The 20,318-nt window shown below is 58.7% G+C and carries 15 protein-coding genes, 1 tRNA gene and 4 pseudogenes; 11 read left to right on the top strand and 9 right to left on the bottom strand.

Going from position 1 to position 20,318, the window contains the following annotated elements; translation table 11 throughout:
- Window positions 1–58: 58 nt before the first annotated feature.
- The 7 genes from AB7M22_RS14150 to AB7M22_RS14120 form a co-directional block, all read right to left on the bottom strand.
- The gene (locus AB7M22_RS14150; protein ID WP_454186767.1) at window positions 59–1,474 is read right to left on the bottom strand and encodes a sigma-54 interaction domain-containing protein; all 1,416 of its coding nucleotides are present in this window, start codon (window positions 1,472–1,474) and stop codon (window positions 59–61) included.
- Between the two features lie 153 nt (window positions 1,475–1,627).
- A complete protein-coding gene (locus AB7M22_RS14145) occupies window positions 1,628–3,202 on the bottom strand; it encodes an ABC transporter ATP-binding protein (RefSeq protein WP_454186766.1) in 1,575 nt (524 codons plus the stop codon).
- A 27-nt stretch (window positions 3,203–3,229) separates the two neighbouring features.
- Complete coding sequence (locus AB7M22_RS14140) at window positions 3,230–4,252, bottom strand: ABC transporter permease (RefSeq protein ID WP_030130640.1); 1,023 nt, start codon at window positions 4,250–4,252, stop codon at window positions 3,230–3,232.
- Entirely contained in the window at window positions 4,252–5,313 is a 1,062-nt protein-coding gene (locus AB7M22_RS14135; RefSeq protein WP_454186765.1) for a microcin C ABC transporter permease YejB, read from the bottom strand. Before AB7M22_RS14135 ends, AB7M22_RS14140 begins: the two co-directional genes overlap by 1 nt.
- Window positions 5,313–7,181 (bottom strand): extracellular solute-binding protein, encoded by a 1,869-nt coding sequence (locus AB7M22_RS14130; protein ID WP_454186764.1) that lies wholly within the window; start codon window positions 7,179–7,181, stop codon window positions 5,313–5,315. The genes AB7M22_RS14135 and AB7M22_RS14130 overlap by 1 nt, the downstream gene beginning before the upstream one ends.
- A gap of 135 nt (window positions 7,182–7,316) precedes the next feature.
- Window positions 7,317–7,598: a peptidylprolyl isomerase gene (locus tag AB7M22_RS14125; protein ID WP_007898306.1), complete on the bottom strand. Its 282-nt coding sequence runs from the start codon at window positions 7,596–7,598 to the stop codon at window positions 7,317–7,319.
- Between the two features lie 134 nt (window positions 7,599–7,732).
- On the bottom strand, window positions 7,733–8,614 hold the full coding sequence (locus AB7M22_RS14120) for an esterase/lipase family protein (protein WP_454186763.1): 882 nt from the start codon (window positions 8,612–8,614) through the stop codon (window positions 7,733–7,735).
- Window positions 8,615–8,951: 337 nt separating this feature from the next.
- Here AB7M22_RS14120 and AB7M22_RS14115 point away from each other — a divergent pair.
- Window positions 8,952–10,003 (top strand): annotated as a pseudogene (locus tag AB7M22_RS14115) (hypothetical protein).
- A 60-nt stretch (window positions 10,004–10,063) separates the two neighbouring features.
- On the opposite strand, the pseudogene AB7M22_RS14110 reads toward AB7M22_RS14115, so the two are convergent.
- Window positions 10,064–11,153 (bottom strand): annotated as a pseudogene (locus tag AB7M22_RS14110) (3-deoxy-7-phosphoheptulonate synthase).
- A gap of 629 nt (window positions 11,154–11,782) precedes the next feature.
- Here AB7M22_RS14110 and AB7M22_RS14105 point away from each other — a divergent pair.
- The 9 genes and pseudogenes from AB7M22_RS14105 to tnpC all read left to right on the top strand — a co-directional run bounded on the left by AB7M22_RS14105 (window position 11,783) and on the right by tnpC (window position 18,797).
- Entirely contained in the window at window positions 11,783–12,541 is a 759-nt protein-coding gene (locus AB7M22_RS14105; protein ID WP_454186762.1) for a carbon-nitrogen hydrolase family protein, read from the top strand.
- Entirely contained in the window at window positions 12,542–12,985 is a 444-nt protein-coding gene (locus AB7M22_RS14100; RefSeq protein WP_454186761.1) for a GNAT family N-acetyltransferase, read from the top strand. It begins immediately after the preceding gene.
- Window positions 12,986–13,112: 127 nt separating this feature from the next.
- Window positions 13,113–13,745 (top strand): annotated as a pseudogene (gacA, locus tag AB7M22_RS14095) (response regulator transcription factor GacA).
- Window positions 13,746–13,747: 2 nt separating this feature from the next.
- Window positions 13,748–15,571: an excinuclease ABC subunit UvrC gene (gene uvrC, locus AB7M22_RS14090; protein ID WP_454186760.1), complete on the top strand. Its 1,824-nt coding sequence runs from the start codon at window positions 13,748–13,750 to the stop codon at window positions 15,569–15,571.
- A 33-nt stretch (window positions 15,572–15,604) separates the two neighbouring features.
- Window positions 15,605–16,165, top strand: a complete 561-nt coding sequence (gene pgsA, locus AB7M22_RS14085; protein WP_007896267.1) for a CDP-diacylglycerol--glycerol-3-phosphate 3-phosphatidyltransferase — start codon at window positions 15,605–15,607, stop codon at window positions 16,163–16,165.
- Between the two features lie 62 nt (window positions 16,166–16,227).
- Window positions 16,228–16,303 (top strand) — tRNA-Gly (locus tag AB7M22_RS14080).
- 220 nt (window positions 16,304–16,523) lie between these two features.
- Window positions 16,524–16,913, top strand: coding sequence for a transposase (locus tag AB7M22_RS14075; protein ID WP_454186759.1), 390 nt, complete (start codon window positions 16,524–16,526; stop codon window positions 16,911–16,913).
- The gene (gene tnpB, locus AB7M22_RS14070) at window positions 16,852–17,187 is read left to right on the top strand and encodes an IS66 family insertion sequence element accessory protein TnpB (protein ID WP_454186758.1); all 336 of its coding nucleotides are present in this window, start codon (window positions 16,852–16,854) and stop codon (window positions 17,185–17,187) included. The genes AB7M22_RS14075 and tnpB overlap by 62 nt, the downstream gene beginning before the upstream one ends.
- Before the next feature lie 83 nt (window positions 17,188–17,270).
- Window positions 17,271–18,797: pseudogene (tnpC, locus tag AB7M22_RS14065) on the top strand (IS66 family transposase).
- A gap of 51 nt (window positions 18,798–18,848) precedes the next feature.
- Here tnpC and AB7M22_RS14060 read toward each other — a convergent pair.
- Window positions 18,849–19,217 (bottom strand): hypothetical protein, encoded by a 369-nt coding sequence (locus tag AB7M22_RS14060; RefSeq protein ID WP_454186757.1) that lies wholly within the window; start codon window positions 19,215–19,217, stop codon window positions 18,849–18,851.
- Between the two features lie 660 nt (window positions 19,218–19,877).
- On the opposite strand from AB7M22_RS14060, the gene AB7M22_RS14055 reads away from it, so the two are divergent.
- Window positions 19,878–20,177, top strand: a complete 300-nt coding sequence (locus tag AB7M22_RS14055; RefSeq protein ID WP_454186756.1) for an Arm DNA-binding domain-containing protein — start codon at window positions 19,878–19,880, stop codon at window positions 20,175–20,177.
- Window positions 20,178–20,318: the final 141 nt, after the last annotated feature.

The raw sequence follows: 20,318 nt of genomic DNA, 5'->3' as shown, positions 1-20,318 counted from the left end.
CGAAGGCTGCGATTTTTTGATCTTGAAAATATATCTACCAATGGAGATCAATGTCTCGTTATGGAGACTCCGCAATCCCCAACGCCACCATCTTCTTGTACAACGTCGACCGCCCCAACCCCAACCGCGCCGCCGCTTCGATAACCTTCCCGCCGCATTGCGCGAGGGTGGTTTCAATCAACTGCCGATCAAACCGTTCACGAGCTTCGCTGAAGGTTTCATGGGCAATCGGTTGAAGGGGCAGAGGCGCCACACGCTCCACCGGCGTAAAACTGCCAATCGCCGCGCGGATATCCGTCGCGTTCAGCATCAAATCATCACTGAGCAACGCCGCACGCTCCAGAACGTTGCGCAGTTCACGAATGTTCCCCGGCCAGGCGTGTTGACCCAACAAATCCAGGGCTTCGGGGTTCAGTTCGTGCTGACTGCGCAGCTCTTCGAGAATCGCTTCGCTGAGGGCCGGCAGGTCGTCGAGGCGATCACGCAGGGGCGGGACCTGAATCGGCAGCACGTTGAGGCGGTAATACAAGTCGGCGCGAAACTCGCCGCGTTTGATCGCCGCTTCCAGGTCGGTGGAAGTGGCCGCGATCACCCGCACATCGCTCTGGATCACTTCGTTGGAGCCCACTGGCTCGAATTCTTTTTCCTGCAGCACCCGCAGCAATTTGCTTTGCAGCGGCAGCGGCATGTCGCCGATCTCATCGAGAAACAGCGTGCCGCCCTGAGCGATTTGCAACTTGCCGGTGCGGCCCTTGCGATCGGCGCCGGTGAACGCGCCGGGGGCGGTGCCAAAGAACTCGGCTTCCAGCAGCGACTCGGGAATCGCCGCGCTGTTGATGCTGACGAAGGCTTTGTGCGCCCGAGGCGAGGCGCCATGAATCGCCTGGGCCAGCAGCTCCTTGCCAGTACCGGTTTCGCCGAGCAACAACACCGGAGACTCGGCACTGGCGCTGCGTCGGGCGCGGCGTTTGACTTCCAGGCTGGCGGCGCTGGTGCCGATGAAATGGGCGAAGTTGTACTTGGTCTGCCGCGCTCGCAGCAGCGAGCGGGTCGAGGCCAGTTCTTCCTGCATGCTCAGGTAGCGCTTGAGCATCGGCGACAGGCTGCGCAATTCATCGAACAGGGCAAAGCCGATGGCGCCGATCACCGCGCCGGCATCGTCGTGAATCGGCAGGCGCATCACCACCAGCGGTTCCTTGGGGGTGTCTTGCATGTCCAGCAGGATGGGGCGTCCGGTGCGCACCACCTCGCGCAACAGGCTGCCGGGGATCACGCTTTCACAGGCCCTGCCGATCGCACCGGCGGCCGACTCCAGACCGAAACGCCGGGCATAACGCTCATTCATCCAGACGATGTTCGCGTCGCGGTCGACAATCACCGTGCCTTCGCTCGATTGCTCGATGATTTCGAACAGCGAACGGATCGCCAGGGTGCGAACGCGCTGGTAGTCCTTGAGGCTTTCGGTGGTGTTCATGGGTGTCATGTCCAGGATGTGTGGTGTCTGTGCGGGCGCTTTCGCGAGCAGGCTCGCTCCCACATTTGATCTGTGTCGTTCACAAATCCCCTGTGGGAGCGAGCCTGCTCGCGATGGCCGCGACGCGGTTCATCGGTGTACACGGGATTATGCCTACCCCGGATGCGCCGCCGCCAACAGCTCTTTGGTGTACGGATGCTGCGGCGAGTCGAACACATCGTGGCTGGCGCCGCTTTCCACTACTTTGCCGTCCTTGATCACGATCATGTCGTGGGCCAGGGCACGCACCACCGCCAGGTCGTGGCTGATGAACAGGTAGGTCAGGCCATGCTTTTCCTGAAGCTGGCGGAGCAGGGCGACCACTTGTTTTTGCACCGTGCGATCCAGCGCCGAGGTCGGTTCGTCGAGCAGGATCAGCGCCGGTTTCAGTACCAGTGCGCGGGCAATGGCGATGCGCTGGCGTTGGCCCCCGGAGAATTCGTGCGGGTAGCGATGACGACTTTGCGGGTCGAGGCCGACTTCTTCCAGTACCCGGATCACCTGGGCTTCGCATTCGTCAGGGGTGGACTGGCTGTGAACCTCAAGGCCTTCACTGATGATCTGTGCCACCGACATTCGCGGGCTGAGACTGCCGAAGGGGTCCTGGAACACCACCTGCATCTTCTTGCGCCACGGCCGCAGCTGCTTTTGCGTCAAGCCATCCAGGGCCTCACCCTGAAAGCGAATGCTGCCCTCCGAGTCGAGCAAGCGCAGGATCGCCTGACCGAGCGTGGACTTGCCCGAACCGGACTCGCCGACGATGCCCAACGTCTTGCCGCGCTGGACGTTCAGGCTGATACCGTCCACCGCGCGCAGGTAAGTTTTACGTTGAAACAGGCCACCACCGATGGCGAACTGCACCTGCAGATTATCCACTTCCAGCACTTTTTCACGCTCATCCCGGGGCAGGGCTTCGCCTTCCGGTTCGGCGTTCAATAGTACGCAGCTGTAAGGATGTTTCGGCTCGGTGAACAGTGTCTCGCAAGGCGCCTGCTCGACGATTTCCCCGGCCTTCATCACGCACACCCGCTGGGCGATGCTGCGCACCAGATTGAGGTCGTGGCTGATCAGCAGCAGCGACATGCCGAGCCGTTGTTGCAGGGATTTGAGCAGCAGCAGGATCTTGCGCTGCACTGTCACATCCAGTGCGGTAGTCGGCTCGTCGGCGATCAGCAATTCCGGCTCGCAGGCCAGGGCCATGGCGATCATCACCCGTTGCCGTTGGCCGCCGGAAAGTTGATGGGGATAGGCCTTGAGCCGCTCTTCCGGCTTCTGGATGCCCACCAGTTGCAGCAACTCGAGAATCCGCGCTTGCGCCGCTTTTCCGCCCAGCCCTCGGTGCAGCAGCAGGGTTTCGCCGATCTGCTTCTCAACGCTATGCAGCGGGTTGAGGGAGGTCATCGGCTCCTGGAAAATCATCGCGATCCGGTTGCCGCGCAGCTCGCGCAAGGTCTTGATGTCGGTGCCGATCAACTCCTGCCCGCGATAGCGAATGCTGCCGGTGGTTTCGGTGCCGGTCTCGGGCAGCAGTTGCAGGATCGAGTGGGCGGTCACCGACTTGCCGGAACCCGATTCGCCGACCAGCGCCAGGCATTCACCGGGGCGGATGTCCAGGCACAGGTTGCGCACCACGGTCTGGCCGCTGAAGGCCACGGTGAGGTCACGGATTTCGATCAGGTTGTCAGTCATATCACCAGTCCGTGTCATGGTTGTCGATCAAGAGCGTGGATCAAAGGCATCACGTAATGCCTCGCCGATGAACACCAGTAGAGAAAGAATCAGCGCCAGGGTGAAAAACGCCGTCAGCCCCAGCCACGGTGCTTGCAGGTTCTGCTTGCCCTGACCGATCAATTCGCCCAGGGACGCACTGCCAGCCGGCATGCCGAAACCGAGGAAGTCCAGCGCCGTGAGGGTGGAAATCGCCCCGGTCAGGATGAATGGCAAATAGCTCAGGGTGGCGTTCATCGCGTTGGGCAGAATGTGCCGCACGATCACCTTGCGGTCGGTCAGGCCCAGCGCACGGGCGGCTTTGACGTATTCGAGGTTGCGCCCGCGCAGGAACTCGGCGCGCACCACGTCCACCAGGGCCAGCCAGGAAAACAGCGCCATGATCCCCAGCAGCCACCAGAAATTCGGCTCGACGAAGCCCGACAGAATGATCAGCAGGTACAGCACCGGCAGTCCCGACCAGACTTCCAGCAAGCGCTGACCGAGCAGGTCGACCCAGCCGCCGTAATAGCCTTGCAGGGCACCGGCGGCAATGCCGATCAACGCACTGATGAAGGTCAGCGCCAGCGCGAACAGAATCGACACCCGTGCCCCGAAGATCACCCGTGCCAGCACGTCGCGGGCCTGATCGTCGGTGCCCAGCCAGTTGACCTTCGACGGCGGGCTCGGCGCCGGTTGGTTGAGGTCGTAATTGGGCGTGTCGTCGCTGAACGGGATCGGTGGGAACAGTATCCAGCCGCCATCCTTGTGGATCAGCTTCTGTACGTAATCGCTGCGGTAGTCGGCCTGGAACGGCAGTTGCCCGCCAAACTCCTGTTCGGTGTGGCGTTTGAACGCCGGGAAGTACAGCGAGCCCTGATAACTGACCATCAGCGGTTTGTCGTTGGCGATCAGCTCGCCGCCCAGGGTCAGCAGGAACAGGCCGATAAACAACCACAGTGACCACCAGCCCCGGCGGTTTTTCTTGAAGCGCTCGAAACGGCGACGGCCCAGCGGCGAGAGCTTGAACATCAGGCGTTCCTCGCGGCGAAGTCGATACGCGGGTCGACCAGGGTGTAGCAAAGGTCGCCGATGATTTTTATCAGCAGGCCGAACAAGGTGAAGATGAACAGCGAACCGAATACCACCGGATAGTCCCGTGATACCGCGGCTTCGTAACTCATGCGCCCCAGGCCGTCGAGGGAGAAGATCACTTCGATCAGCAGCGAGCCGGCGAAAAAGACGCTGATGAAGGCCTGCGGAATTCCCGACACCACCAGCAGCATGGCATTGCGAAACACATGGCCGTAAAGCACCCGGCGTTCGCTCAAGCCCTTGGCCCGCGCGGTAACCACGTACTGGCGGGTGATTTCATTGAGGAAGGAGTTCTTGGTGAGGATCGTCAGGGTGGCGAAACCGCCGATCACCAGCGCTGTCACCGGCAGCACCAGATGCCAGAAGTAATCGGTGATTTTGCCCAGGGTCGACAGCGACTCGAAATTGTCCGAGACCAGCCCGCGCACCGGGAACCAGTTCAACGAAGTACCGCCGGCGAAGACCACGATCAGGAACATCGCAAACAGGAACGCCGGCATGGCGTAACCGATGATGATTGCGGTGCTGCTCCAGATATCGAAATGGCTGCCATGGTGCACGGCCTTGCGGATGCCCAGAGGGATCGACACCAGGTAGGTGATCAACGTGGCCCAGAGCCCGAGGGAAATGGTCACCGGCATTTTTTCCAGAATCAGGTCGGTGACCGTGGCACCGCGAAAAAAGCTCTTGCCGAAGTCGAGGCGGGCGTAGCTCTTGAGCATCAGCCACAGACGTTCCGGTGCCGGCTTATCGAAGCCGTATTGCTTTTCGATCTCTTTGATCAGCTGCGGGTCGAGCCCACGGCTGGCACGCGAACTGCTCTGCACGGCTTCGCTGGAACCGCCGCCGACACTTGCGCCGCCGATGCCTTGCAGGCGCGCGATGGCCTGTTCCACCGGACCGCCCGGCGCGGCCTGGACGATAACGAAATTGACCAGAAGAATGATCACCAGTGTCGGAATGATCAGCAGCAAGCGCCGCAGTACGTAAGCCCACATCAGTGCGGCCCTCCGGGTTTGCCGCGTTTGATGAGCTCGGCCGTCATCTGTTGGTTGGTCAAGGGGGTGGAACTCACTTCCCACCAACTCTCGATAGCTTCGTCATTGCTCGCCTGTACAGAGGGAATGCCGAAGCGGTTCCACCACACGGTCGAGCTGCCTGGCGGGTAATAATTGGGAATCCAATAGAAGTTCCATTGCAGGACACGGTCCAGGGCATGGGCGTAGCGCAGCATGTCAGCCTGGGTGGTGGCGCGAACCAGGCCGCTGACCAGCGTATCGACCGCCGGGTTCTTCAGCACCATGTAGTTGTTGGAACCGGGATCGTTGGCCGCCGCCGAGCCAAAGTAGTTGTACAGCTCGTTGCCTGGCGAGGTGGTGACCGGGTAGCCGGTGACGATCATGTCGTAGTCCCGGGACATCAGGCGGTTTATGTACTGGGACGCGTCGATGCGGCGAATATTCAGGTCGATGCCGATTTGTTTCAGGGTGCGCTTATAAGGCAGCAGCAATCGGTCCATGCCGTTCTGGCTGACCAGGAAGGTGAAGCTCAGCGGTTGACCCTGGGCATTGACCAGCTGATCGCCATCGGGTTTCCAGCCGGCCTGTTCGAGCAAGTCCAGGGCTTGCAACTGTTTATCGCGAATCACGCCGCTGCCGTCGGTTTTCGGGGCTTCGAAGACTTGGGTAAAGACTTCGTCGGGGATCTGCCCGCGCAACGGCTCGAGAATCGCCCGTTCACCGGCGTCGGGCAGTTGCCGTGCGGCGAGGTCGGTGTTGGAAAAGAAGCTCTGCTGGCGGATGTACATCTCGCGCATCATCTGCCGGTTGCTCCACTCGAAATCCCAGAGCATGGCCAGGGCCTGGCGCACGCGACGGTCCTGGAACATCGGGTTTTGCAGGTTGAACACAAAGCCCTGAGCCGATTGCGGTGCCTCTTTGGCCAGGTGAGCCTTTTGCAGGCGACCGTCGCTCAGGGCCGGGCTGTCGTAGCCGATGGAATAGGCGGTGGCGGAGAATTCGCGGTTGTAATCGTAGGCGCCGCCACGCAGAACCTGACGGGCAACGTCGGTATCGCCGAAGTACTCAATGCTGAAATGATCGAAGTTGTAGAGGCCACGGCTGACCGGTAAATCCTTGCCCCACCAGTCGGCGTTACGCTCGAAGGTGATGCTGCGCCCGGAGTCGACCTTGCTCACGCGGTACGGCCCGCTGCCCAGCGGTGGCTCGTAACCACCGCCGCTGGCAAAGTCGCGGGTTTTCCACCAGTGCTCGGGAAGCACCGGCAAGGTTGCGAGGTCCAGGGGCAGGGTACGGTTTTCGTTGCTCTTGAAGTCGAACCGAATGGTGAGTGATGACTCTACTTCGACGCCTTTGACGTCGGCGAATTGCGTGCGATAGCGCAAGCTGCCCTGGGTCATCAGCAGGTCGAAGGTATAGCGCACGTCTTCGGCGGTGATCGGCTGGCCGTCGGCGAAACGGGCTTTCGGATTCAGGTAGAACCGCATAGACAGCCCGTCGTCGGAACGCTCCATCTGTTGGGCCACCAGGCCGTAAACGGTATAGGGCTCGTCGAGCGAGCGCTGGGCCAGGGGCGAGTAGATCAAGCCGTCGATCTGCGTGACACCCGTGCCCTTGTCGATGTACGGCAGCATATGGTCGAAATGACCGATTTCCATCGCCGAGCGACGCATCGTGCCGCCCTTGGGCGCGCGCGGGTTGGTGTAGGCGAAATGGCTGAAGCCCGCAGGATACTTCGCCGGTTCACCGTACACGGTCAACGCATGTTGCGGTGCAGCGTTCACACCGGTGGTGCCCAATAACAGGGCCGCGGCAGTGAACAACAAAGTGGGGAAAACCAGTCGCATTGTCAGCCTTAGAGCCGGGTGGTCGATAACCACAATTTGTACGCTAGCGGCGCGTCCCTCGCCAGCCGTATCACGTAACGAAAACACAACGGCCCACCAAAAGGCGGGCCGTTGTGTAGCAAACTCGAGCGTTGATCAGTCCTGACGGCTGGTCACTTCCAGCAGGTGGTAACCGAACTGGGTCTTGACCGGGCCTTGCACCACGTTGATCGGTGCGCTGAAGACCACGGTGTCGAACTCCTTGACCATCTGGCCCGGACCGAACGAACCCAGGTCACCGCCCTGACGGCTGGACGGGCAGCTGGAGTTGGCTTTGGCGACTTCGGCGAAGTCGGCACCGGCCTCGATCTGGGCTTTGAGTTCGTTGCACTTTTCTTCGCTGGAAACCAGGATGTGACGGGCAGTGGCTTTGGCCATGGGAAAATACTCCATTCAATGTTCAGTAAAGTGCGGAGCCTACCGGATTCAGTGGGCTATTTCTCTCTCAAAGTTCTGTGGATATCAATTCCGTGGAGATCAGTTCCGTCTATCGTGTGGCATCAAGGCATTGCTTAAAGGCCGGCATTTCTCAAGCGTTCGGCATGCTGTACATACAGGGCGACCGGGTCGATGCCCTTGCGGACCTGACCGGTTGTCTGGCCGAGGCTGTCCAGATGATCCAGCGGATAGTCCGAACGGATCACTTTACCCAGATGGGCGCTGAATCGGCCGACCATGCCGTCATTCTGCTCGGCTTCGGTGGTGAAATAGTGGGAAAAGGCCCGGAGGAACCCATGCAGCGGATTGAGTGCATGGAGCCCTTCATCGAGAATGTTTCCCTGCAGGATGCCGCCCCAGGAATAGTAGCGCACGCCGTTCACCAGTTCGCGGCCCTTGCCGCCCCAGGTTTTCGGTAACCCTTGAGGGTACTTGTCGTTGAATGCGCCAACGCCTTCGGTGGTCAACCCATTGAGCGCAGCGATGGCGTTCTGTGGCAGGTGCCGGCTGCCACTGAGCAACGACAGGAAGTCGGCGAACAGGGTGGCCACCGCTCCGGCGACCTGTTCCGGCAGGCGCCCGGGCGTCAGCGCCTTGCGCAGGAAGTCGGCCAGTTCCGAGCCATGGTTCGGCCCACTGACCGATGTCACCGAAGCGACCACCTCTGGCGCCAGCGCCCCCGCATACCGTGCAGCCAGTGCGCCCTGACTGTGACCGATCAGGTTGACTCTGCTTGCACCGGTTCCTTGCAGTACCCGGTCGATCTGCGCCAACAGTTGTTCGCCGCGGGTTTCATTACTGTGGGTGGCCGACAGGTGCGGGATGAAAACCCTCGCGCCGGCACTTCTCAGGGCCAGTTTGACGTCATGGAACAGTTCCAGATTGCCGATGCGATCGAAGCCGAAGAGCCCATGGACCAGCAGGATCGGATACTGAGTGGTTGCATTCCGTAGCATGTACATTCCTTTTTCGCAGTAGGTCAGGTGTGTGCTCAAGGGCGCACTCTAAAGCACACCGCCTGCTCGGCGATGTATGAAAAAGCCGCTGTAACCTGATGAAAACGGAATAGAAATTGTACGAAAGCTCGAATGAGCATGAGGTCTTGGTCGGAATATCCGGACATCTTTTTAGCGATGACTGCACGTTTCCTCGCAACGACCTACTTCTGAAACGTCCTTTTACCGTGCAAGCCGACGCGATTGTCCGGCAGCGCGAATCAGCACCGCGGGTTTCAATAGGCTTCGTTCGATGCCGCCCTCAAGGCGGCATTTATTCCAAGGACTGGAGCGTTGAATGACTACTTATGAAGCAGAGAACTTGAATGTTGTAGAGCACTGCATGGCGGCACCACAGCTGGATCAGGCGGATAACGCCATGCTCGATCCATCCGACAATAAGGCCATTATTACTGTCTCTCCTTACCCGGACATGGCCTGCGGAGACAAACTGGTCATGTTCTGGTCAGGTATCGATTCAGAGGGGGTTGCGTATCGGCATGAGGTATCGCGTTTTGTCAGCGAAGCTCAGGTGGGCAGGGCGATTGTCTTTTGTGTGTCGGCCGCACACATCGCCGCACTGGACGGCGGGTCACTCGAGGTCTATTACACCCTCTACACTGCACGCCTTCAGGAACCTGTGGCGTCCGGGCGTTTGTACCTGAACGTCGGTGATGCCCGGCCAGATTTGCTGCCTGTGATTGTGAACGATGCGGTGGGCGGCACGCTCGATCCGGACAGAGTCGGGGAGGGCGCGCGCGTAACCATCAGGCCGTACGCCCGGATGGCGGCAGGAGATCGGGTCTTGCTGTCTTGGGCAGGTGTGACACCACAAGCGAGTTTCAATGACACATTGAAAATCGAATCCTTTGCAGTCGGCGGCGAACTGTCTTTTTGGGTAAGTCCCGACTGCATTGCCCCCAATCTAGGGGCAGCCGTTACGATCAACTACTGCGTCGAGCAGAATGGGCAAGCGTCACGCTTCTCGGAGCCTGCACAGCTGATGATCGGCCCGCTGGAACGAGGACCGCTTTTGCCACCTACCGTGCTGGAAGCCGATGAGGGTTGGCTGGATCTGCAGGATGCGATCGATGGTGTCACCGTCGTGATCGACAATGCTCAGGCGGAGAGGGGGAGCTGGTCTATCTGAAATGTGACGGGGAGTATTTCAATCATCGCGATGATCGTGAAATTTCCAGGGAAATGGCCGGTCAACCGCTGGTATTTATCGTTCCCTACAGGTTTTGGCGCGAGCATCGGGACTTGACGGTCCGGGTAACCTATTCGGTCGAGCGTCTCGACGATGTGAGCCAACAGTCCGAGGTCACGTTGGTGCAAGTGCACTCGTAAACCTGATTTAACGTCAACCACCTTCCGGTATTCGATTGAAAACCGGAAGGCGGGCACTGGTCACTTTGGCTGTTGAGTATGGCGCTGCACACGAAGTCGCTCGGCTGCTTGCAGCAACAACTGTTCCGTCCCGGTCCAGCCAAGGCAGCCGTCCGTTACCGACACCCCGTAACGCAACGACGGGCTCAACGGTTGGCAGCCTTCGAACAAATGGCTCTCAATCATCATGCCGACCAGCGAACGATCACCTTGCAGGCGTTGTTCGAGCACGTCGTTGAACACGGCTGGTTGGCGCAATGGGTCTTTACCGCTGTTAGCGTGGCTGCAGTCGACCATGATCCGCGCCGGGATTTTGAGTCTGGTCAAATCGCTGTGCACTTGGGCGATGCTGTCGCGGTCATAGTTCGGCCCGCGATGGCCGCCACGCAGAACCAGGTGGGTGTCGGGGTTGCCCGGCGGTCTGAATAATTGCAGGGTGCCCTTGGCTATCGACGCCGAAATGACGATGCGGATGGGCGGCCGAGCGCATGGCATCGCTGGCGACAGCCACACTGCCATCGGTGCCGTTCTTGAACCCGACCGGCATGCCCAGGCCGCTGGCCATTTCCCGGTGGATCTGTGATTCGGTGGTACGGGCGCCAATCGCGACCCAGCTCAGCAGGTCGTCGAAGTAGCCGGCGGCCATCGGTTGCAGCAGCTCGGTGGCAACGGGTAAGCCCAGCTGGAGCATTTCGCGCATCAACTCGCGGGACAGCGTCAAACCGCCCGCCATGTCGTCACTGCCATCCAGATGCGGGTCGTAGGCCAGGCCTTTCCAGCCGACCGTGGTGCGGGGCTTTTCGACGTAGGCGCGCATTACCAGCAACATCTCATCGCTGACTTCAGCGGCCAGCCGGGCCAGGTTGGCGGCGTATTCGAGGGCTGAACGTGGGTCGTGAATCGAGCAGGGACCGACGATGACCAGCAGACGGGAGTCTTCACCGTTGAGGATCGCGCGAACCGCCTGACGGTGGTCGGCGACTTGCCGGGTCAGGGCATTGCTGAGGGGTAATTGTTGTTTGAGCTGCAATGAGCTGGGCAGACGCAAGGTCAGCGCTTCATTGGCAGGGTTCAAGGTGGACAGCGGCAGAGCAGAGACGGACGAGTTCATATTCGGGCTTCCTGGGCTGGCGGCGGGTTCGTTCCCGCGCGCTCGGCCCTACTGGGGTGTTCGACAATTGGCCGGGTTGGCTGCGTGTGTGTGCTTGCCACCTGTGGGTGACCGATCGGAGGCGGCAGGCTGTCCCGAGCGGAGGCTGGTAAATCGCCAGGCGGTAAAACTGTCGTAACGGTAATAAGTGGCGTAGTTCATGTCGTGAATCCTCAAATTGTCTGGTGTGACGCTAAAAATGTTCAGGGCTGAAAAAACAAAACCCCCGGTCGGGAGGCCGACCGGGGGTTGAGAATTCTCTGGTGGCGACCCGTTTAAAGTGGGCGCCGTGTGGGTATCAGGCGCGCCAGTGGCTAAACCAATACCCAAAATAAAAGCTGATCGAAGCACAAACGTCATTCACCCGGGCAGCCGCAACCGAGCGCGGGGCGCTGGCGGTACGAAGCTGTGAGAGGGCGTTGAGCATGGTCTGTCTCCGATGAATGCGCCGAGCTTACTAGAGGCCGGTACGCGGATTCAATCAGAAAATGCTATCGATGATCATGGGCTTTTCTATCACTTGAGTACGCCGGGTGTTGTGACACACTTTGCGCTGCGCCCAATAACCTCAACTTCACAAGGACGAAACCATGACGACACTGACCATTGCCGCCGCTCAATCGATCTCCATCGCCGGTGATTTTGCCGCCAATATGGCCTGGCATCGGCGCTTCATACAGGTTGCTGCGGAGCAGGGCGTGCAATTGCTGGTGTTTCCGGAACTGTCACTGACCGGGTATGAACGCGGCCTGGCGGCGGAACTGGCCATAAGGCCAGACGCCGGGGTGCTGCAACCGTTGCGCGATTTCGCGCGGGAAGTCGGTGTGACCACTGTCGTCGGGATGCCGATTCGTCTGTCGGACGCTTCGCCGGTATTGATCGGAGCTCTGGTATTGGGCGCCGATGGTTCGCTTGAGGTTTACAGCAAGCAGCATCTGCACCCGGGCGAGGAGGTGGCGTTTGCGCCGGGAACGGGCGGTTCGACATTAAAGATCGGTACCGACACCGTCGCGCTGGCGGTCTGCGCCGATTTTTCTCACGCCGGTCACGCGGCAGCCGCGGCACGGCAGGGCGCTGATCTTTACGCCGCGGGCGTGTTGATCACAGAAAACGGCTACGCTCCAGATACCGCGCTATTGCAAGGCTATGCTTGCACCCACTCGATGGCAGTGCTGATGGCCAACCATGGTGGCGCAACGGGTGGCTGGGAGTCGGCAGGGCGCAGTGCAATCTGGGCGGCGGACGGGACGTTGATCGTGGCGGCGCCGGGTACGGGGAACCTTCTGGTCGTTGCTCGCCGCAATGCTGACGGCTGGAAAGGGCAAGTCGTGGCTGTGGCGGAGGCTTGAATGGGTTTCGAATTGCGTCCGGCAACGTCTCTGGATCTGGACTTTGCTCGTGATCTGACTTGTCGAAATATGCTTCGCTACTACATTCAACATGAGCTGTTGTGGCTGGACGAGGCCTTCGATGTCGCCTGGAAGGGACGCGAAAACTGGCTGATTGTGCGTGATGACACGTTGATGGGGTATATCAGCCTGAGCCGTGACGCCAGAGCCTTGTATATCCGCGAATTGCATATGCTTGAAGCGTTCCAGGGGCAGGGCGCCGGTTCCTGGGCGATTGATCAGGTATTCGCCATGGCATGCAAGGAACGACGCCCGGCATTGCGTCTGACCGTTTTTGAAAATAATCCGGCAAAAATACTTTACGAGAGAAAGGGCTTGAAGGTGGTCGGCAAGGACCAGTGTTTCCTGAGAATGCAGCGTGATATCAATGAACTGCATCGCTGAAACACACAGCTGGCAAGCCTTGCCAGATGAATTGAAACTTTTTATATGCGGCTTGCCGCTAGGTCTGCCAGTTGCTTTTTGCTAAGGTGTCCGGCAACCCAATAAGACCAAATCGCGAGGTGTCTGCTTGATTAGGGTGCTAGTAGTCGATGACCATGATCTCGTTCGTACAGGCATTACACGAATGCTGGCTGACATCGATGGCCTGCAAGTAGTCGGCCAGGCTGAGTCAGGGGAGGAATCCCTGCTTAAAGCGCGTGAGTTGAAACCTGATGTGGTGCTGATGGACGTCAAGATGCCCGGGATCGGCGGTCTTGAAGCCACGCGCAAATTATTGCGCAGTCATCCGGACATCAAAGTCGTCGCGGTCACCGTGTGCGAAGAAGATCCGTTTCCTACCCGGCTGTTACAGGCGGGGGCCGCGGGTTACCTGACCAAGGGCGCCGGATTGCCGGAAATGGTCCAGGCCATTCGCCTGGTGTAACGCTACATCAGCCCGCAGATTGCCCAGCAACTGGCGATCAAGTCGTTCCAGCCAACCAATGATTCGCCCTTCGACGCCTTGTCGGAGCGGGAAATCCAGATTGCGTTGATGATTGTCGGTTGTCAGAAAGTGCAGATCATTTCCGACAAACTGTGCCTGTCGCCAAAAACAGTAAATACCTACCGTTACCGTATTTTCGAGAAGCTTTCGATCAGCAGCGATGTCGAGTTGACGCTGTTGGCGGTTCGTCACGGCATGGTTGATGCCAGCCTCTGAAAATGACTGAAACCTTCGATCCAAGTGCTTTTCTGTCGACGGTCAGTGGGCGGCCGGGCGTCTATCGCATGTTCGACAGCGATGCGCGGCTGCTGTATGTCGGCAAAGCCAAAAATCTCAAGAAGCGTTTGGCGAGTTACTTCCGCAAAGCCGGTCTTGCCCCCAAGACCGCTGCGCTGGTGGGCCGTATCGCCCAGGTCGAAACCACCATCACGGCCAACGAAACCGAAGCCTTGCTGCTTGAGCAGACGCTGATCAAGGAATGGCGTCCGCCGTACAACATCCTGCTGCGCGACGACAAATCCTACCCTTACGTCTTTCTCTCGGATGGTCAGTTCCCACGCTTGAGCATCCATCGGGGAGCGAAGAAGGCCAAGGGCAAGTATTTCGGCCCTTATCCCAGCGCCGGTGCGATTCGCGAAAGCCTGAGTCTGCTGCAAAAGGCGTTTTTCGTTCGTCAGTGTGAAGACAGCTTTTACAAGAACCGCGCTCGACCTTGTCTGCAATACCAGATCAAGCGCTGCAAGGCGCCGTGTGTGGGGTTGGTGGAGCCCGAGGTGTATGCCGAAGATGTACGCCACTCGGTGATGTTTCTTGAAGGGCGCAGCAACGCCCTGGCGGACGAGTTGTCTGCGGCCATGGAGGAGGCGGCGGTCAACCTCGAGTTCGAGCGTGCCGCCGAGCTGCGTGACCAGATCTCATTGCTGCGTCGGGTCCAGGACCAGCAAAGCATGGAAGGCGGGACGGGCGATGTCGATGTGATTGCGGCGTTCGTCAATCCAGGTGGCGCCTGCGTGCACTTGATCAGCGTGCGCGGTGGTCGGGTGTTGGGGAGCAAGAACTTCTTTCCGCAGGTGGGTATCGAGGAAGACGTTTCCGAAGTCATGGCAGCGTTTCTCGGCCAATACTTCATCAGCAGTCCAGAACGCGATTTGCCGAGCGAGCTGATCGTCAACGTGGTTCACGAAGACTTTCCGACCCTGATCGCAGCCATCGAAGAGCTGCGCGGTCGTGAATTGACCATCAGCCATCGAGTGCGCGGTACCCGAGCGCGCTGGCAGCAGTTGGCGGTCACCAATGCCGAGCAGGCGTTGGGCGCGCGTCTGGCTAACCGACAACACGTTGCGGCACGTTTCGATGCCTTGGCCGAAGTGCTGAAACTGGACGAGCCACCGCAACGTCTTGAGTGCTACGACATCAGCCATTCCAGCGGTGAGGCCACTGTGGCCTCCTGTGTAGTGTTCGGACCGGAAGGCCCGATCAAGTCCGACTACCGCCGCTACAACATTGAAGGCGTTACGCCGGGCGATGACTATGCCGCGATGCATCAGGCCCTGACCCGACGCTTCAGCAAATTGAAGGACGGCGAGGGCAAGTTACCGGACATCCTGCTGGTCGACGGCGGTAAAGGTCAGCTGTCCATGGCCCGTGACGTGCTTAATGAGCTAGCCGTGCCAGACCTGATTCTCTTGGGTGTGGCCAAGGGCGCGACGCGCAAGGCGGGTTTCGAAACCCTGTACCTCAACGACGCGGCCCATGAATTCACCTTGCGCGGCGATTCCCCCGCGTTGCATTTGATCCAGCAGATTCGCGACGAAGCTCATCGTTTCGCCATTACCGGGCACCGCGCACGTCGCGGGAAAACTCGCCGCACGTCCACGCTTGAGGGCGTTGCCGGCGTCGGACCGACACGTCGACGCGATTTGTTGAAACATTTTGGTGGATTGCAGGAGCTGTCTCGTGCCAGCATCGAAGAGATCGCCAAAGCACCCGGAATCAGCAAAAAGCTCGCAGAGTTGATTTATGCAAATCTGCACAGCGAGTAGAATGCCCAACTCACCTCGTAGCCAGTTGTGCCGATGAATATCCCTAATCTGATTACCGTTCTACGCGTCCTGCTCATCCCGATCTTCATTTTGCTGTTTTACTTGCCTTACCACTGGAGCTATCTGGCGTCCGCGTCGGTCTTCGCATTTGCCGCCGCGACCGACTGGCTCGACGGGTATCTGGCCCGTCGTCTGGAACAAAGCACACCGTTCGGGGCCTTCCTCGATCCTGTTGCAGACAAGCTGATGGTCGCGGTTGCCCTGGTTCTGCTGGTGCAAGAGCATGGCAACCTGTGGCTCACGCTGCCGGCCGCCGTTATCATCGGTCGCGAAATTGTCGTCTCGGCACTGCGCGAGTGGATGGCCGAACTCGGTGCCCGTGCCCATGTAGCGGTGTCGAACCTGGGCAAATGGAAAACCGCCGCGCAAATGCTGGCGCTGGTGATCCTGCTGGCCAATCCGTCGAGCTTCAGCTTCTGGGTCCTGATGGGGTACGCCTTGCTGTTGGTGTCTGCTGGCCTGACGTTGTGGTCCATGGTCCAATATCTGCGGGCTGCCTGGCCGCATCTGAAGACCGACGTGGAAAAGAAATAAACTTTTTTGAATCAAGGGGTTGACGGGGCATCTGGATTCTATAGAATGCGCCTCACCAAGACGCGGGAATAGCTCAGTTGGTAGAGCACGACCTTGCCAAGGTCGGGGTCGCGAGTTCGAGTCTCGTTTCCCGCTCCAATTATTGTTCTACAGGCTTCTATTGAAGTCTGCAGAAACTGAAAAAAAGAGGCTTCGGCCTCTTTTTTCGTTCCAGTAAGTTCCGCTCGAAAACACTACCAGCCACGTTTTTTTAGTGTAACCGTCCGGGCAACACACCTTCCTGACACCTTCGCTTGAGGCGATGGTGTCCACCAAAATTTAAGTGGACACCATTTTTAGCCTTTTTAAGCGGACACCCATGCCACAAGAACGCCGTTCCTACTCCAAGTCCTTCAAGTCCCAGGTCATTGCCGAGTGCGCTAAGCCTGACACCTCCATTGCAAATGTCGCGTTGCCCCATAATCTCAATGCCAACCTTGTCCATAAATGGATTCGAGTGGATGCGCAGAAAAACCTGACACTTCAAACCGCCTTCATCCCGATCAAGACATCTCCGCCGGTGGCGATGAATCAGACCCTTCCTGCCACGATCCGAATCGAAGTGCCGCATTCAAAAGGCGTAATCGTTGTGAGTTGGCCGGCAGAAATGCAGCGGCATACTCCGCGTTCTTACGAGACCTGTTGCGATGATCCGCATCGACTCCATCTGGCTCGCCACCGAGCCCATGGACATGCGCGCTGGCACTGAAACCGCACTGGCGCGGGTCGTGGCCGTGTTCGGTGCGGCGAAGCCGCACTGTGCTTATCTGTTCGCCAATCGCCGCGCCAATCGTGTGAAAGTGTTGGTGCATGACGGTGTAGGGATTTGGCTGGCCGCTCGGCGCTTGAATCAAGGGCGATTCTTTTGGCCGGGCGTGCGATACGGCTCTGAAGTCGAGTTAGATGCTGAGCAACTTCAAGCCTTGGTGCTCGGTTTACCTTGGCAACGCGTCGGTGCCGGAGGAGCCATCAAGGTGCTCTAACTCGTCTGCAATGGCGCGGTTGCCAGCGCAATTAGCCCATCAGTCTATCGCCGCCGCTAGCCCTCTCTGGCAAAACTGTCGGCATGACTTCGCATCCGAATCTCGATCAATTAAACCCTGAAGAACTGCGCGCCTTGGCGGCGCAGTTGATCCAGCGCGTCGAGACGATGGACAAGCAAATCACTCATCACAAGTCGGTCAACGAGAAGTTGGCCCACGAGATCGCACTGCTCAAACGCTTCAAGTTTGACAAGCGCAGCGAACAACTAAGTCCGGATCAAGCTAGCTTGCTTGACGACTTGATCGACACCGATATTGCCGCCATCGAAGCTGAGCTTGCAGCACTGCAACCGGCGACCGTTGAAGGCAAAGTACGCCAGCAACCCAAGCGCGCTGTGCTGCCGCCGTAGTTCCCTCGCACGCTGATCCATCACGAACCGGAAACCAGCCACTGCCAATGCGGCTGCGCCCTCAAACGCATCGGCGAGGATGCCAGCGAAAAGCTCGACTACACGCCGGGCGTCTTCACTGTCGAACGCCACGTCCGTGGGAAATGGGCCTGCGAGCAGTGCGAAACGCTGATTCAGGCGCCAGTGCCGGCGCACGTTATCGATAAAGGCATACCGACGGCGGGCCTGCTAGCCCACGTCATGGTTGCCAAGTTCGCCGACCATCTGCCGCTGTATCGCCAAGAGAAAATCTTCGGCCGCGCTGGGTTGCCCATCGCCCGTTCGACCTTGGCGCAGTGGGTGGGCAACTGCAGCGTGCAATTACAGCCTCTGGTTGATGCGCTGCGCGACGCCGTGCTGACGCACGACGTCGTACACGCTGACGAAACCCCGGTACAAATGCTGACGCCAGGCGCGAAGAAAACTCACCGCGCTTACGTCTGGGCCTATGCCACCAGCCCGTTCTCCGATCTGGTGGCGGTCGTTTACGACTTTAGCCCGAGCCGCGCTGGCGAACATGCCCGAGCCTTTCTGGGCCACTGGAACGGCAAGTTGGTCTGCGATGACTTCGCTGGCTACAAGGCAGGCTTCGAACTGGGCGTTACGGAGATCGGCTGCATGGCCCATGCGCGCCGCAAATTCTTCGATTTGCATGCGACCAACAAGAGCCAGATCGCCGAAAAAGCGCTGCACTACATCGCGACTTTGTACGAAGTTGAACGAGAAGTTCGAGAGCTGGAGCCGGATATTCGGCAACGAATACGACAGGAAAAAGCTGCGCCCATAGTCGAGGCACTTCATACCTGGATGATCGCCCAGAGACAGCTTGTGCCTGAGGGCTCGGCCATCGCCAAGGCCTTGGATTACAGCCTCAAACGCTGGATAGCGCTGACGCGCTATCTCGATGACGGGGCCGTACCCATTGACAATAATTGGTGCGAAAACCAAATCCGGCCATGGGCACTTGGGCGCTCGAACTGGCTATTCGCAGGCTCGTTACGCAGCGGCAAACGCGCGGCTGCGATCATGAGTTTGATCCAGTCGGCACGGCTCAATGGCCATGATCCGTATGCTTACCTGAAGGACGTTCTCACACGCCTGCCGACGCAGCGGGCGAGCGAGATTAACGAGCTGCTGCCGAATAGATGGGGGCCCGTCTAACCGTGCAAAGGGTAATAGCTGGGCTTACCAAGTAACCGCCTCACAAGCCCCCTATGTCGGTTCTTTCTCGACCGCGAACACCCAGCGGCTAAGCGGCCCAAAATACACCAAATCAGCGACATCAAAAAAAACCCACCACCGAGTCCTCACTGAAAAAGCCTGAACGGCTTGGTTCGGGGAAATACCAAGCCCCCTACTGGTCGAGACTATGTCATCAGCCATATTTCCAATGTAAGGCGATTTCCTAGAGTCAAGGAGGCCGACTTGCAATGTTCCGCAGACGTCCGGGAGCGTCAGGGCCATGATTTCGCCGGTTGCCAACCGGCCCACAACCGCGCCGTCAAAGAGGACTAAAAGCGGGACGCATCGTCCATAGGAGTTATCAAAAAAACCACTCTTCCGGCGAATCGTAATTTCCATGTGTCGTCCTTGATGTAGTGATCACACAAAGTATCTTTCGTTTCCGGGGCCAGCTATCCCGCGACCCGACGACCGGAGTCTTACTATCCTTTCTAGGGGGGTGGCCATCGAAATCATCGCGTCCACCAACCGCAAGCAATAGCCGCCCGAGCAATATGCCTTCCTGACGCCCTTGCCATTAGCTTTGGGATCTTGGCCGGACGCTTACCAATTGGGTGCGGTCGTGTAACCTCTAATGGAATGGCCAGACGCTACAATCGTTTCTATCGCCCAGAAAAAGGACGTACAAGCGTGCTTGATATACTGATCGAAGTGATTTTTCGCGCCATCTGCTTTCCTATTGGTTGGCCCATAATGAGGCTTATCTCGCTAGGTAAACATCCATCGAAGGGCTCTTGGTTTGCCTATACACCGGAATCCGAGTGGACTTCAGCGGTGGGGCTCGCCGTTCTGGTGATCGCAATAATGGCAGCTATGAAACAGTTCATTTTTCCGTAGCACACCGACAGCACCGTTCGCTAGGCGTGATCACCGGACGCTTACTTTTTAGTACGTTTTTTAGTACATTAATCCGGCACTTGGTAGATCACTTTTTCGTGGTACTTAACTCATCGGAAGCCGTACAAATTTCCTCTATTCAAACGAGACGGAGATTGTACGATGGCTCTCACCGATACTGCAGTCCGGCACGCCAAGCCCCGCGCCAAGGACTACACCCTCCCTGACTACGACGGCCTTGCTCTTTTCGTGAATACGAAAGGCGCCAAGTGCTGGCACTTCCGCTTTTCCTGGGCGGATAAGCAACCCCGTATTTCTCTCGGTACCTATCCTGAAATTAGCTTACGAGATGCTCGCGCTCTACGTGATATTGCCAGGGCCCTGGTCGCCAGAGGCATCGATCCGCGTAACTATCGGCAGCTGGAGCGTAATGTTAGGCGTCTGGCCACGGAAAACGCCTAAGAATCGGTTGTTCAGCATTGAAGGTGGTCCGCAAAGTTGAACATCATGTTTCTGGTCGTGGGTCTCGATAATCCGGTCGGACCCAGCACCTCCCGCTTCAATTGGCCGCCGAGTCGGCTGACAGCGAGGGCGCTCAGGTTG

It is taken from the genome of Pseudomonas sp. ADAK2 TE3594, from assembly GCF_053628675.1.
Note: the sequence above shows the minus strand (reverse complement) of the source record. Positions and strands in the feature narration are given on the sequence as shown.

What these genes read in the sequence shown, in the direction of transcription:
- AB7M22_RS14060 (WP_454186757.1), bottom strand. Translation starts at nt 19,217, where the DNA reads ATGGAAATTACGATTCGCCGGAAGAGTGGTTTTTTTGATAACTCCTAT.
- AB7M22_RS14150 (WP_454186767.1), bottom strand. Translation starts at nt 1,474, where the DNA reads ATGAACACCACCGAAAGCCTCAAGGACTACCAGCGCGTTCGCACCCTG.
- AB7M22_RS14075 (WP_454186759.1), top strand. Translation starts at nt 16,524, where the DNA reads ATGCCACAAGAACGCCGTTCCTACTCCAAGTCCTTCAAGTCCCAGGTC.
- AB7M22_RS14105 (WP_454186762.1), top strand. Translation starts at nt 11,783, where the DNA reads ATGACGACACTGACCATTGCCGCCGCTCAATCGATCTCCATCGCCGGT.
- uvrC (WP_454186760.1), top strand. Translation starts at nt 13,748, where the DNA reads ATGACTGAAACCTTCGATCCAAGTGCTTTTCTGTCGACGGTCAGTGGG.
- pgsA (WP_007896267.1), top strand. Translation starts at nt 15,605, where the DNA reads ATGAATATCCCTAATCTGATTACCGTTCTACGCGTCCTGCTCATCCCG.
- AB7M22_RS14145 (WP_454186766.1), bottom strand. Translation starts at nt 3,202, where the DNA reads ATGACTGACAACCTGATCGAAATCCGTGACCTCACCGTGGCCTTCAGC.
- AB7M22_RS14130 (WP_454186764.1), bottom strand. Translation starts at nt 7,181, where the DNA reads ATGCGACTGGTTTTCCCCACTTTGTTGTTCACTGCCGCGGCCCTGTTA.
- AB7M22_RS14100 (WP_454186761.1), top strand. Translation starts at nt 12,542, where the DNA reads ATGGGTTTCGAATTGCGTCCGGCAACGTCTCTGGATCTGGACTTTGCT.
- AB7M22_RS14125 (WP_007898306.1), bottom strand. Translation starts at nt 7,598, where the DNA reads ATGGCCAAAGCCACTGCCCGTCACATCCTGGTTTCCAGCGAAGAAAAG.
- AB7M22_RS14120 (WP_454186763.1), bottom strand. Translation starts at nt 8,614, where the DNA reads ATGCTACGGAATGCAACCACTCAGTATCCGATCCTGCTGGTCCATGGG.
- AB7M22_RS14135 (WP_454186765.1), bottom strand. Translation starts at nt 5,313, where the DNA reads ATGTGGGCTTACGTACTGCGGCGCTTGCTGCTGATCATTCCGACACTG.
- AB7M22_RS14055 (WP_454186756.1), top strand. Translation starts at nt 19,878, where the DNA reads ATGGCTCTCACCGATACTGCAGTCCGGCACGCCAAGCCCCGCGCCAAG.
- tnpB (WP_454186758.1), top strand. Translation starts at nt 16,852, where the DNA reads ATGATCCGCATCGACTCCATCTGGCTCGCCACCGAGCCCATGGACATG.
- AB7M22_RS14140 (WP_030130640.1), bottom strand. Translation starts at nt 4,252, where the DNA reads ATGTTCAAGCTCTCGCCGCTGGGCCGTCGCCGTTTCGAGCGCTTCAAG.